The sequence below is a fragment of the Acinetobacter indicus CIP 110367 genome (assembly GCF_000488255.1).
Taxonomy (GTDB): Bacteria; Pseudomonadota; Gammaproteobacteria; order Pseudomonadales; family Moraxellaceae; genus Acinetobacter; species Acinetobacter indicus.
The window spans coordinates 376554-389784 of record NZ_KI530745.1 but is presented as its reverse complement, the minus strand read 5'-3'; the positions used below and the strand labels follow the sequence as shown (position 1 = coordinate 389784).

Here is a 13231-nt window from a genome sequence, read left to right as displayed (position 1 = left end):
CAGGATACAAGTGCTTGCGCCATTTTTTATAAAATGGAGTTTTATTGCTTTTTCTCATCATTAATAAGCATCTTGACCCTTGCCTTTTGTTTTAAAAAGCGTTGTCATTACCAGACTTTTTTCAAATTAGCTGATGGACATGTCTAATTTACATGCAACTCATCATTTTGATGTGATCATTGTGGGTAGTGGCGGCGCAGGTTTAAGTCTGGCACTGTCATTACCAGCTCATTTTAAAATTGCCGTGCTGGCCAAGTCGGCCCTGACTGATGCCAGCACCTTTTATGCCCAAGGTGGGGTCGCAGCCGTACTGGATGAAACCGACTCTATTCAACAGCATATAGATGACACAATGATTGCAGGCGCGCATTTATGTGAACTGAATGCCGTGCAGCAAACTGTAGAGGGCGGTAAACCTTCGGTCGATTTCCTGCTTGAACATGGCGTTCAATTTACCCTCGATGAACAGGAACAACTACATTTAACCCGTGAAGGCGGCCACTCCCAGCGCCGGATCATTCACGCGGCAGATGCCACGGGACGTGCCATTTCAACGACACTGGTCCAGCGGGCCAGAGAAAAACAGAATATCCAGATTTTTGAAAACTTTGTTGCCATTGACCTGATTACCACACAGAAACTCGGTCAAACCGGTGACAATCGTGCATTGGGCCTGTATGCCCTGGATGAAAACACCGACCAGATTGATACCTTCCTGGCGCCCTTTACCGCCCTAGCCTGCGGCGGTGCCATGAAAGCCTATCTGTACACCTCTAACCCGGATATTGCCACCGGTGACGGGATTGCCATGGCCTACCGCGCCGGTTGCCGCGTCGCCAATATGGAATTTAACCAGTTCCATCCGACCTGCTTATACCATCCGCAAGCCCGTTCCTTCTTGATTACCGAAGCCATGCGTGGCGAAGGCGCCTATTTACGCCTGCCAGATGGGGAACGCTTTATGCTACGTTTCGATGAGCGTGCCGAACTGGCACCACGTGATATTGTGGCACGTGCGATTGACTTTGAAATCAAGCGTCTGGGGATTCGTCATGTCTGGCTAGACATCACCCATAAACCGGCCGAGTTTGTTAAAGAACACTTCCCGACCCTGTATGCGCGTTTACTGGAATTGGGCATCGACATCACCAAAGATATGATTCCGGTGGTCCCGGCAGCGCATTATACCTGTGGCGGTGTAGTGGTTGATGAACACAGCCAGACCGATATTGCCGGCCTGTATGCCATTGGTGAAACGTCTTATACCGGCCTGCATGGTGCTAACCGTATGGCCAGTAACTCACTTTTAGAATGTTTTGTATATGGCATGAGTGCTGCTGAACATATTCAGGCTGAATTCAAGCCCGATTATCAATCACCAAATGTGCCAGCCTGGGATGATTCTCAAGTGACCCATCCCGATGAAGATGTGGTAATTCTACAAAACTGGGATGAACTGCGCGCCACCATGTGGAACTATGTCGGGATTGTCCGCACCACCAAGCGTTTACAACGTGCCCTGCACCGTATTGAAATGCTGAAACGTGAAATTACCGAGTATTATCAGGACTACAAAGTCAGTAAAAACCTGATTGAACTGCGTAATCTGGTGCTGGTTTCAGAAATGATTGTGCGCTGTGCCATGCAGCGTAAAGAATCGCGTGGCCTGCATTACACCCTGGATTATCCAGAACTGGCAGATGAGCTGCGTAAAACCGTTCTTACGCCGCCAAACTTCCAGGTAGAAACGCCATTGGTCAATGAGGATGTGCCGGCTTAAAATGCTTTTACATCTTCAGTTCTGAAAGATAAAAAACCGAATCGTATCATGTGATTCGGTTTTTGTTGGTCGTAACCAAAATGGTTTCAGCCGGATGGTTCCTCAAGTTTAAGCATATTGCGCTGCACTCGAGGTTGGCTTTAACAAGGGCAACTGCTCAGGTTCTAGCGCTCCGGACAGCAATTGCGGCAGATAGGTCTGCACATAATTACGTAAAGTCAGTGCTACCTGTGCCGAGAAATGTGGCTGCTGCAATTGTGTCTGCAGATGTGCCAAAGCCTGCGTCTCGGTCAGCTGATGAGTTTGCACCGCATAGACATAGCCCAATAAAGCACCTTGTGCCAAAAACTGATATGGCAACCCGCCCTGAGCATTGCTGGCAATTGAACCTAACACCCGTTCGGACGCACTGAGCTTGCGCAGCGGATCACGCGCCACCCGTGCACATGGGTCTTTATAGGCATGGACACAGGAGTTTGCAAAACTTTGTGCCAGTGCATGTAAATCTTTCTGTCGGTGTGGTAACACCACCGCCAGTCCCTGCTGAACCTGCTGTAACAACTGCTGCATGAACTGTTCAATCTGCGGGTCGGCCAGAGCCACACCAATGGTTTGATGACCACGCAGGCTGGCATACCAGGCAAGCATGGCATGCACCCCGTTCCAGAGCCGGTTTTTAATCAGCTGGATTTCACTGATGTCTTCGACCAGAATCATCTGCCGCATTTTTTGTAGTAACGGGCTGGCATTTTCTACATAAATTGGCATGTCGATTTCTGCATTAAACAGGATTAAATCCATCGTTTGCAGAATATGGCTTGGCTGGAAATTACGGCGCAAATCTTCCACATACAGACTGGCCTGACGTTCCTGCTCCGGCTGCAAACGGGTGTTATCCTCAATTTCAACCGGCTCGGCTTCATCTTCTGTCTGCGACTGCTTGAAGATGTTGTATTTAATCCGTAGCTGGCGGTACAGGTTCTGGTCAGTCAGTTTGGATACCATACGGTTGACCACGGTATCGCAGAAATAATGCTGCGCTAAAATGGCTTGTGCGGTCTGCACATCACTTAAGGCCACCAGGGCTTTACGGATATGCTCCAGCAATAACTGCTTGGCACCGACTTTATTTAAAATAATCAGCACGGTTAAAGGCGCAGCCGGCTGGTCCTGATGGGCCAGATAACGTGCATACAGGCCTTGCGCAATCACCTCAGCTTCGCTGCTCAGCGCTTTTTCTGGCAGACATAAGGCAATCAAGCTGGATTCGATATACATCTCCTGCATGTGCTGCAGGTTATCTGCATCAATAATGCTCATGTTTTCAATACGTTCATCATAGGACATTTGCCCATAACGAATGCAATAGGTGCCAAAAGCATTCACCGCAGAGCGATACAGCTGGTTACGGGTAGAAGCGTAAATCCGTTTCGGACGGGTATAACCATCCCAATGCGATAATACCTGCGCCAGATAACCGCCACCAATCGCACCAAAACCATGGATTCCGACAGTTAGCTGGTTCAAGGTTTGTGGAAAGGCTTCCTGCAGGCTGGGCATGCCCAAGGCCGGAATATACAGGTTTAAATCTTCCAGATAATCTTCCATGCTTTCATAGTAGTAATGCGCCTTAGACAGCATCTGTTCATTTGGTGCTTTAATGTCCCGCAGCAGCACGGTAATGCCCTGCGCTGCATAGGCCGAGGTCACACCATTGTCTGAATCTTCAAACATGAAACAGTCACTGGCGGAGAGATTCAGCTTTTGCGCAGCGGTCAGGAAAATTTCCGGATGCGGTTTGCCACGTTGGACTTCATCTCCGCACACCAGTACATCAAAAAATTTATAGACATTGGCATTAATTAAATATTCTTCGGCAATGGCACGGCGACTGGACGTCGCCACTGCCAAGCGCAGCCCGGATTTACGCAAGCGCTCCAGCACCTGTAGCAAACCGGTTTTAATCGGCACACCAAACTGACGCACACTTTCCAGTTCCAGCTCATCGGCACGCTGGCGAATTTCGGTATAGGGAATATCTTCACCATATTCAGCCTGTGCCAGCTGTTTGGCACTCCGCGCACTCAAGCCCAGACAACCCATTAAATAGTCATCGCTGAACTCGACTCCAATCAATTCCCGAGATGCCTGTTTCAAGGTTTGAAACCGTAAACGCTCCGTATCAAACATTGTGCCATCCATATCGAAAATTGCGCCCTGGATCATTTTATTTTTAAATTTAAGCATTTCCCCCCTCATTTGATCATTTTTCAACAGGCCTAGAGCCTAGAGCAATTTTTGAGGGAACAACACCTTAGACAAAGAATGAAATATTTAAAGTTAAAAATTAACCACTTGATTGGAGTAAGATTTAAGATATGTAACTTTGAGTAATTAATCAGTAACATCATGTAAATCAATAAAGCGATTTTGCTGAAATATAAGGATAAGTTTTAAATAATTCGGAGGGTGCTTTTCGGCGAATTAAATAGGCTTCAAAAAATAAAAAGCTGGAAGCATCAGATTGGCGAAGAAACTGAAGCAAGCAAAATTAAGACGAGTAAGAAAAGGATAAAATCAAGCGAGCCAGATCAAAAGAACAAGTGACCTGAGAATCAAGCCACTTGGGGTGGAATTGAATAGGTTCCGGTCACATGCGCCACCGGTTCCTCCTGCCCGACTGAATAAATCCAGACTTCACCCACGGCCAGACTTTTACCCAGTTTCATGAGCCGGCATTCCGCCCGCAGGTTTTTTCCACCAGCGGGTTTGCGTAAAAAATTGATATTCAGGTTGGTGGTGACCGCCAACCCGACAATCCCAATCTAGCCCAGAATGGCTACATATAAAGCCAGATCTGCAGCCGTCATCATGGTCGGACCAGAGATCGTGCCGCCCGGACGTAATTCACTTTCCCCAACCCGATAGGTCAAGCAGGCACCCATGGGCGTGACCGCATCAATCTCGCATTTTTCCAGGCTCTGTGGAAATTCTTGTTGTAAAAATTCAATAATTTCAGCACGGTTACTTTTCATTGTGATCAAAAAATCCTCTATCATCACGCTACTATAGAAGATTTTTAGTCTTGACCCAAATTTAAGCAGCGACTGTCTGTAAATATTTGAGCGCCTCGGCAAAGACCAGATCCGGACTTTGGGTGGCATCTAAACGTTTAATCCGTTCTGGTTCTGCCTGCCACAACTCCTGATAACCAGCACGCACCTTTTCAAAAAAGGTGACTTTTTCCTGTTCAAAACGGTCCAGCGCACCACGTTCACGCGCACGGGACATGCCCAGTTCAATCGGTGCATCCAGCCAGAAAGTCAGAGCCGGCATGTGCGAAACAAAATTCTGGTTCAGCAATTGCAACTTTTCCCGGCTTAGGCCACGCCCAGCACACTGATAGGCAAAGCTGGCATCAGTAAAGCGGTCACAGAGTACCGTTTTGCCAGCTGCCAGTGCAGGCAGAATCACCTGCGCCAGATGCTGGGCGCGCGCTGCGTACATCAGCAGTAATTCAGTATCATTACACATCTGCTCGTCATGATTGACTGAAAGCAGCAGACTGCGAATCTGCTCGGCCATCGGGGTGCCACCCGGTTCACGGGTTAGCACTACTTCACTGCCTTGGGCCTGAAAATGTTCATAAATACGACGGATGAGCGTGGTTTTACCTACCCCTTCGGTGCCTTCAAAGCTAATAAACATGCTCACTCCTTGTTCTTCGCACGAATGACCGCCAGATATTCCTGAACTGCGCGGTTATGATCTTGCAGATTGGTACTGAATTTATGTCCGCCATCACCGGTGGCGACAAAATAGAGATTGTCGGAATCATCCGGATGCATTGCTGCTTCAATCGCGCGTTTGCTTGGCAGTGCAATTGGTGTTGGCGGCAAACCATAGATGGTATAGGTATTGTACGGCGTTGGGGTACGTAAATCCTTACGGGTAATATTGCCCTGATATTTGTCGCCCATCCCGTAAATGACGGTCGGGTCAGTTTGTAAACGCATGCCTATCTTTAAACGGCGCACAAATACGCCAGAGACCTGACGCAGTTCGCTATCGACATGGGTTTCTTTTTCAATAATCGACGCCATCACCAGCGCTTCATATTTATTCTTGTACGGTAAATCTGGTGCACGGTTGGCCCAGGCTTCATCCAGTGCTTTCATCTGACGCTGATATAAATCGGTCAGAATTTTACGATCCGATTCGCCCTTGGCAAAGAAATAGGTATCTGGCGCAAACAGGCCTTCCGGATGCTCAAACGGAATATTCAGTGCTTTTAATAATTGATCGGTCGGAAGATGGCTGACTTCTTTAGTCACCAGCTCATCCTTTTGCAGATGCTGCACCAATTGTTTAAAGGTGGTGCCTTCAATGACCAGAATCCGGTTCATCTGCGCATTTTCTGCATTGGAGATCATTTCCATGACTTCACGGATGCTCATGCCCTGCTGGATTTCATAAACCCCGGCTTTCATCGAATCATGAATCATGATTTTCTGATACAGCTTCAGAATAATCGGAAAACTGACCTGATCATTTTTTTCCAGACGATCAATAAAACCGGAATAGGTATCGCCATCGCCAATGGCCAGTAATTCTTTCTGGCCTTTTACCGGATAGTCTTTAAACAGGCTGGACCAGAGGATGACTACGACAATGAGGAGTACGCCCAGTAACAGGGTTAAAATACCTTTAATCGGCAATGGGGAACGAGGCTTGTTTTTCTTTTTCGTTTTAGAGCGGGATGAAGACATATTAATGCATCTGATTCAATTGAAGACGATTAAACAGTTCAATACAGGCTTGAACATCTAAAAGGCGTGCATCGAGCTGGATCACGATTTTCATCGGACTGAGCGCATTACAGAAAAACAGACTCTGGAACTGCGCAATTTCTTCCATATCGACATAACGCTGGCGACAGGAAATGCCGTGCTGCTGCATACGGGCCAGAATTTCAGCCCGCATCACGCCGTGGACGCCATTATAGCGAAGTTCCGGCGTAATCCATTCATTGTTTATAAGAATGAAACAATTACTGCTCACCCCTTCAACAACCGAGCCTTGCACATCAGTCACCAAGGCTTCCGGCCAGCCCTGCGCATCGGCTTCTTTTTTCAGTATCACCTGTTCTAAACGGTTCAGGCTTTTGATGCCGACCAGATGTGGCATACTCAGCCCCATCGCTTGTTTCAACACACCACTGGCGATTTTTTCATAGTGAAAATCATCCACTGCTTTAGGATAAAAAAAGACCCAGACATCAGCATCTTGTGCGGGCAGGCTATAACCGCGCTGTCCATCTCCCCGACTGATGATGATTTTTAAGGTGCCATTAACCTGCGGATAATGCTGCTGCAGCTGTTGAATCGACTGCTGGATAAACGCCAGATTGGCATTTAAATACAAACGCTCACAGCCGCGTTGTAACCGGAGCAGATGTAAGGCCTCCAGTTCAATCTGGCCATTGCGGATGCGCGCGGTACTAAAGCAGCCATCGCCATAATGAAAGGCACGGTCCAGCACTGAAACGGCCGATATTTCCTCAGCATTCTTAAAACATTGCATACAACAAGTATCCATTTGAGCTGGCTTTAGTGTAAGAATGGAAGATCTATTTATATTTCTTTTTTATTCATATAAAATTCATTTTTTATTATTTTTTTAGGAATAAGACTAGCGCTATTCTTGCCTCATGTTACAAAACAGCGAAAAATTTGAGGTTAGTCATGAGTTTTACAAAATTAAAAATTGGGGTACTGGCCGCATTAATTTCGGCATCCTCCTTTGGTGTTGCTGCAAAAGATTTTCTGAACGTGTCGTATGACCCGACCCGTGAATTATATGATGATGTGAATAAACAGTTCGGCAAATACTGGGAAAGCCGGACCGGACAAAAAATTAATTTTAAACAGTCGCATGGCGGTTCAGGCAAGCAGGCCCGTGCCGTAATTGATGGCCTGAGTGCCGATGTGGTGACACTGGCTTTGGCCGCCGATATTGATGTAATTGCGGAAAAAGCCAAACTGTTTCCGGCAGACTGGCAAAAGAAATTACCACATAACTCGACACCTTATACCTCGACCATTGTATTTTTAGTGCGTAAAGGCAACCCGAAAGGCATTCAGGACTGGGGCGATCTGGTCAAGCCGGGTGTGGGCATTATTACCCCGAACCCGAAAACCTCAGGCGGTGCACGCTGGAACTATCTGGCCGCCTGGGCTTGGGCTAAACATCAGCCGGGTGGCAATGATCAAAGCGCACAGGAATTTGTACGTAAAATTTATAAAAACACCAAAGTTCTGGATTCGGGCGCCCGTGGTTCAACCACCACGTTTGCCGAGCGTGGCATTGGTGATGTGCTGCTGGCCTGGGAAAATGAAGCGCATCTCGCCATTCGTGAGCAGCCGGGTAAATTTGAAATTATTACCCCAAGCCTGTCGGTACTGGCAGAACCGCCGGTGGCCATTGTTGAGAAAAATGCGGAAAAACACGGCAACAAATATTTGGCCCAAGGCTATTTAAACTTCCTGTATTCCCCACTCGGACAGGATTTAGCCGGCAAACATTATTATCGTCCTCGTAGCGAAGCAGCATTAAAGAAATACAGCCAGGTCTTTAAGCCGTTAAAGCTGGTCACGGTAGATCAGGAATTTGGGGGTTGGGCCAAAGTCCAGTCTGCACATTTTGAAAATGGCGGCATTTTCGACCAGATCGTAAAAGCCAATAGCGCTAAATAATTCAGCTGTAGCATCAGCAACTGTAAGGTAAGCAAAGGAGCATCGACATGATTCATACCGTAATTGTTCCGGGCGTAGGTGGCAGTGAATATAGCCACTGGCAATCCTGGTTACAACGACAGCTCATGTCCTGCTCCCGCGTCGAGCAGCAGGACTGGAATGCCCCGGTACTCGAAACCTGGGTAGAACAGTTCCGAAGCACCGTGGCGGCTATTGATGCACCGCTGCAAATTGTGGCGCATAGCTTTGGCTGCCTGACTACCGTAGCCGCTCTGGCGCAATACCCGGCGCTGCAACGCAAGGTCAAGAATCTGGTACTGGTGGCACCGGCCAACCCGGGCCATTTTGGTGAAGCCGGTTTTGCCCGTGACAGCCAGCATGACTATCAGGACTATTTTCATCAGCTGCAAGTGCAGGTTCCCGCCAGCATGCTGATCAGTGAAAATGATCCCTGGTTAAATGCCGAACATGCACTGGAACTGGCGCAGTCCTGGCAATTAGAACCGGTAAGCTTGGGCCATGTCGGGCATATTAATGTCGCCTCTGGTTTTGGTCCTTTTCCTGAACTCTGGAATTACCTGATTTCAGAAAAGGCTATGCAGCATATCAGTATTACTGATGACAGCAAGTATTTATTTAAATTTGCAATTTAACCCTCGCAAATTATGCTTGTGCCGAAATTTATTTATTTTTCGCTGGCTGATTTCAGCCCGCATTCTCTCTTTGAGGAGTAATCATGTCGCAGCGGTCCCGAGTGCTGCCAGGATTTGGTCTTTCTCTAGGCTTTACCCTAGCGTATTTATCATTAATCGTTCTGATTCCTTTGTCTGCCGTATTTTTAAAATCGCTGGACATTGGCTGGGAAGGTTTATGGGAAATTTTAAGTTCTGAACGTATCTTAAAATCTTTGCAGTTAAGTTTTAGTGCTGCGCTGATTGCAGCGCTGGTGAACGTCGTTTTTGGTTTATTGCTAGCCTGGTGTCTGGTGCGTTACCGCTTCCCGGGCAAACGCCTGATTGATGCGCTGGTCGATTTACCTTTTGCCTTACCGACCGCCGTGGCCGGTATTGCCCTGACCTCTTTATATGCACCGACCGGCTGGATTGGTCAGTATCTGGAACCTTTAGGCATTCAGGTGGCCTATACCCCAATCGGGATTACCTTGGCCCTGATCTTCATTGGTATTCCATTTGTGGTGCGTACCGTACAACCGGTACTCAGCGATTTGGAAACCGAGCTGGAAGAAGCGGCATCTGCTCTGGGCGCAAACCGTCTGCAGATTGTTACCAAAGTGATTTTCCCGATTTTACTGCCGGCATTAATTACTGGTTTTGCCCTGGCCTTTGCCCGTGGCGTGGGTGAATATGGTTCGGTAATCTTCATTGCCGGGAACCAGCCTTTTGAAACTGAAATTGCCCCGCTGATGATTATCTCCCGTTTAGAAGAATATGATTATGCCGGTGCAACCACTATTGCGGTGGTGATGCTGCTGATTTCATTCGTGATGCTGTTCCTCATTAACTTGTTACAAGCATGGGCCAGCCGTCGTACAGGGAGAACAGCCCGATGAGTTTAAATACCAATAGCAATGCTTTGGCCGACAAGCTGCAATCGCGTGATGCCACCCGTGAACCGACCTGGGTACGCTACACCTTACTGGCCATTGCCCTGATTTTCTTCCTGAGCTGCCTGATTCTGCCATTAATTCTGGTATTCGTTGAAGCCTTTAAACAAGGTATGGGCGTGTATACCCAGGCACTGGTACATCCAGATACCTTATCTGCGGTCAAACTGACCTTACTCACTGCAGCCATTGCCGTTCCACTCAACGTGGTGTTTGGTGTAGCCGCAGCCTGGTCGGTGGCCAAGTTTAACTTCCCGGGTAAATCGATTCTGACCACCATCATTGATTTGCCGTTCTCGGTCTCTCCGGTCATTGCCGGGATGATGCTGGTACTGATTTTTGGTACCCAGGGCTGGATGGGCAACTGGTTAATGGACAACGACATCAAGATTTTGTATGCCGTGCCAGCGATTGTCATTGCCACCATCTTTATTACTGTACCGTTTGTGGCGCGTGAACTGATTCCGCTCATGGAAGCGCAAGGCACCGAAGAAGAAGAAGCGGCCATTGTACTGGGTGCCTCTGGCTGGCAAACTTTCTGGAAAGTTACCTTACCAAATATTAAATGGGGCCTGATTTACGGTGTCATTCTGTGTAATGCCCGGGCGATGGGTGAGTTTGGTGCGGTATCAGTCGTGTCTGGACACATTCGCGGTGAAACCAATACCTTGCCCTTACACGTTGAGATTCTCTATAACGAATATACCTTCAGTGCTGCGTTTGCGGTGTCATCCCTGCTGGCCCTGCTGGCGATTGTGACCTTGATCCTGAAAACCTGGGTCGAAATCCGTCAGGAAAAGCAGGACAAACGTAATGAAGATTCAACAGTTTCTTAAGGAATGACCTCATGAGTATTCAAGTTAAAAATATTGAAAAACACTTTGGTGCATTCCATGCACTGAACAACATCTCCCTCGATTTTCCAGACGGCCAGCTGGTGGCCCTGTTAGGTCCATCGGGCTGTGGTAAAACCACCCTGCTGCGGATTATTGCCGGTTTGGAATCTGCCGATGGTGGTCAGGTGATTCTGGAAGGTCAGGATGCCACCGATGTTCACGTGCGTGAGCGTCAGGTCGGTTTCGTCTTCCAGCATTATGCGCTGTTCCGTCACATGACTGTTTTTGACAACATTGCCTTTGGTTTACGTGTACGTCCGCGTGCCACCCGTCCATCGGAAGCTGAAATAAAAAAACGCGTGACCCGTTTGCTTGATCTGGTACAACTCGGCTTTCTGGCCGACCGTTATCCGGCGCAATTGTCTGGCGGTCAGCGTCAGCGTATTGCCCTGGCGCGTGCCTTAGCCGTTGAACCACGTGTTTTGCTGCTAGATGAACCGTTTGGTGCGCTAGATGCTAAAGTGCGTAAAGAACTGCGCCGCTGGTTACGTACCCTGCATGATGAATTGCATATCACTTCAATTTTTGTGACACACGATCAGGAAGAAGCTTTAGAAGTGGCGGACCAGATCGTAGTGATGAACAAAGGTAACATCGAGCAGATTGGCTCACCGCGTGAAGTCTATGAAAAACCGGCAACGCCGTTTGTGTTTGACTTCCTGGGTCAGGCCAACCGCTTTGAAGGCCAGAACAGCAATGGCCTGATTCAGCTGGGTGAAGACCGTATTCAGCTGGCCAGCGCACAACAAGGTCCTCAGGGCGAGATTATTGCCTTTGCCCGTCCGGATGAGCTGACCATTCATGCCCAGCCACAGGACAATGCCATTCAAGCCACCTTCTTACGTGAAGTCTGGATTGCCGGAAAAGTACTGGCAGAACTGAACGACCGTCAAGGGAACTTAATTGAAATTTCCCTCACCCCAGAAGAAGCACGCTTGCATCAGTTCCGTCCAAACCAGACCGTCTGGCTTACAGCAAGTCAATTACATTTATTTGAAAATCAAGTCGCTTAACCGCGCACCGATGGGGCATTTCAGGCCCCATCCTTTTTTGAGGGAAAAAAGGACATGAACTTCCAACAGCTCAGAATTATTCGAGAAACTGTGCGCCAGAACTTCAATTTAACCGAAGCCTCTGCGGCGCTGTACACTTCCCAGTCGGGGGTGAGCAAGCATATTAAAGACCTGGAAGATGAACTGGGTGTGCAGCTGTTTATCCGTAAAGGCAAACGCCTGCTCGGTTTGACTGAACCTGGTCAGGCCCTACTCGGTATTGTTGAGCGCATGTTGGTGGATGCCGATAATATTAAACGTCTGGCCGATGATTTTAATAAAGTGGATGAAGGCACCCTAACCATTGCGACTACACATACCCAAGCGCGTTATGTACTCCCGCCCATTGTGAATTTGTTTAAAAAAGAATTTCCTAAAGTACATTTGATTTTACAACAAGCCAGCCCTGTAGAAATTGCTGAAATGCTGCTACAAGGTGAAGCCGATATTGGTATTGCAACAGAATCCTTAACCACAGAAAGCAATCTGGCAAGTGTGCCTTACTATACCTGGCAGCACAGTATTATTACCCCGCAAAACCACCCGCTGGCACATAAAGCCGAGATCAGCATTCAGGATTTGGCGGAATATCCGATTATTACCTACCACGGCGGTTTTACTGGCCGTTCTAAAATTGATAAAGCCTTTGAAGATGCCGGCATTGATGTTGATATCGTGATGTCTGCGCTGGACGCCGACGTCATTAAAACCTATGTCGAATTAGGCATGGGCGTGGGTGTGGTCAACAATGTGGCTTATGACCAGGAACGGGATTATCGTTTAAAGCAGATTGAAACCGATATTTTTGGCCTGAATACCACCTGGCTGGCGGTGCGTAAAGGACATTTACTGCGTGGTTATGGCTATGAGTTTATTTCCCTGTGCTCACCTGAAGCTGATATTAAAGCCCTGAAAAAAGTCGCGTATCCAGAAGATTAAACACCCACAAAAAATGGAAATGAAGAGGATGGCATCAGCATCCTCTTTTTTATATCACTCCAGTTGATCTACTAAGCAGATGAACCCAATCCGCACTTATTAAATTTTATGCTAACGCTCATTTTGCACTACATCACAGCATCCCTAAAAAATGGGATAAAGATCACCTAAACCTGTTTATTTTT

11 protein-coding genes and 1 pseudogene are annotated in these 13231 nt (G+C 47.7%); 7 read left to right on the top strand and 5 right to left on the bottom strand.

Annotated features, from left to right (window positions below):
- Positions 1 to 133: 133 nt before the first annotated feature.
- Positions 134 to 1780, top strand: a complete 1647-nt coding sequence (gene nadB, locus P253_RS01895; protein WP_005176669.1) for an L-aspartate oxidase — start codon at positions 134 to 136, stop codon at positions 1778 to 1780.
- 108 nt (positions 1781 to 1888) lie between these two features.
- Here nadB and mtlD read toward each other — a convergent pair whose 3' ends face one another.
- From mtlD to pabC, 5 genes and pseudogenes are all read right to left on the bottom strand, one after another.
- Positions 1889 to 4027: a bifunctional mannitol-1-phosphate dehydrogenase/phosphatase gene (mtlD, locus tag P253_RS01890; RefSeq protein WP_016660028.1), complete on the bottom strand. Its 2139-nt coding sequence runs from the start codon at positions 4025 to 4027 to the stop codon at positions 1889 to 1891.
- Positions 4028 to 4395: 368 nt separating this feature from the next.
- Positions 4396 to 4815, bottom strand: a pseudogene (locus P253_RS01885) (PaaI family thioesterase).
- 61 nt (positions 4816 to 4876) lie between these two features.
- Entirely contained in the window at positions 4877 to 5488 is a 612-nt protein-coding gene (gene tmk, locus P253_RS01880; RefSeq protein WP_016660025.1) for a dTMP kinase, read from the bottom strand.
- Between the two features lie 2 nt (positions 5489 to 5490).
- On the bottom strand, positions 5491 to 6549 hold the full coding sequence (gene mltG / locus P253_RS01875) for an endolytic transglycosylase MltG (protein ID WP_016660024.1): 1059 nt from the start codon (positions 6547 to 6549) through the stop codon (positions 5491 to 5493).
- Between the two features lies 1 nt (position 6550).
- Positions 6551 to 7363 (bottom strand): aminodeoxychorismate lyase, encoded by an 813-nt coding sequence (pabC, locus tag P253_RS01870; RefSeq protein ID WP_016660023.1) that lies wholly within the window; start codon positions 7361 to 7363, stop codon positions 6551 to 6553.
- Between the two features lie 161 nt (positions 7364 to 7524).
- Between pabC and P253_RS01865 the strand changes: the two genes are divergently transcribed.
- From P253_RS01865 to P253_RS01840, 6 genes are all read left to right on the top strand, one after another.
- Positions 7525 to 8535 (top strand): sulfate ABC transporter substrate-binding protein, encoded by a 1011-nt coding sequence (locus P253_RS01865; protein ID WP_016660022.1) that lies wholly within the window; start codon positions 7525 to 7527, stop codon positions 8533 to 8535.
- 47 nt (positions 8536 to 8582) lie between these two features.
- Positions 8583 to 9188, top strand: a complete 606-nt coding sequence (locus P253_RS01860) for an alpha/beta hydrolase (RefSeq protein ID WP_016660021.1) — start codon at positions 8583 to 8585, stop codon at positions 9186 to 9188.
- Between the two features lie 83 nt (positions 9189 to 9271).
- Entirely contained in the window at positions 9272 to 10105 is an 834-nt protein-coding gene (cysT, locus tag P253_RS01855; protein WP_005176654.1) for a sulfate ABC transporter permease subunit CysT, read from the top strand.
- The gene (gene cysW, locus P253_RS01850; RefSeq protein ID WP_016660020.1) at positions 10102 to 10995 is read left to right on the top strand and encodes a sulfate ABC transporter permease subunit CysW; all 894 of its coding nucleotides are present in this window, start codon (positions 10102 to 10104) and stop codon (positions 10993 to 10995) included. Before cysT ends, cysW begins: the two co-directional genes overlap by 4 nt.
- Positions 10996 to 11006: 11 nt before the next feature.
- A complete protein-coding gene (locus P253_RS01845) occupies positions 11007 to 12068 on the top strand; it encodes a sulfate/molybdate ABC transporter ATP-binding protein (protein ID WP_005176652.1) in 1062 nt (353 codons plus the stop codon).
- 54 nt (positions 12069 to 12122) lie between these two features.
- Complete coding sequence (locus P253_RS01840; RefSeq protein WP_005176651.1) at positions 12123 to 13046, top strand: CysB family HTH-type transcriptional regulator; 924 nt, start codon at positions 12123 to 12125, stop codon at positions 13044 to 13046.
- Positions 13047 to 13231 lie beyond the last annotated feature (185 nt).

Bases quoted from the DNA above. Each gene is read 5' to 3' on its own strand.
- cysW (WP_016660020.1), top strand. From the start codon at position 10,102: ATGAGTTTAAATACCAATAGCAATGCTTTGGCCGACAAGCTGCAATCG.
- P253_RS01840 (WP_005176651.1), top strand. From the start codon at position 12,123: ATGAACTTCCAACAGCTCAGAATTATTCGAGAAACTGTGCGCCAGAAC.
- P253_RS01860 (WP_016660021.1), top strand. From the start codon at position 8,583: ATGATTCATACCGTAATTGTTCCGGGCGTAGGTGGCAGTGAATATAGC.
- mtlD (WP_016660028.1), bottom strand. From the start codon at position 4,027: ATGCTTAAATTTAAAAATAAAATGATCCAGGGCGCAATTTTCGATATG.
- cysT (WP_005176654.1), top strand. From the start codon at position 9,272: ATGTCGCAGCGGTCCCGAGTGCTGCCAGGATTTGGTCTTTCTCTAGGC.
- tmk (WP_016660025.1), bottom strand. From the start codon at position 5,488: ATGTTTATTAGCTTTGAAGGCACCGAAGGGGTAGGTAAAACCACGCTC.
- P253_RS01865 (WP_016660022.1), top strand. From the start codon at position 7,525: ATGAGTTTTACAAAATTAAAAATTGGGGTACTGGCCGCATTAATTTCG.
- mltG (WP_016660024.1), bottom strand. From the start codon at position 6,549: ATGTCTTCATCCCGCTCTAAAACGAAAAAGAAAAACAAGCCTCGTTCC.
- nadB (WP_005176669.1), top strand. From the start codon at position 134: ATGGACATGTCTAATTTACATGCAACTCATCATTTTGATGTGATCATT.
- P253_RS01845 (WP_005176652.1), top strand. From the start codon at position 11,007: ATGAGTATTCAAGTTAAAAATATTGAAAAACACTTTGGTGCATTCCAT.
- pabC (WP_016660023.1), bottom strand. From the start codon at position 7,363: ATGCAATGTTTTAAGAATGCTGAGGAAATATCGGCCGTTTCAGTGCTG.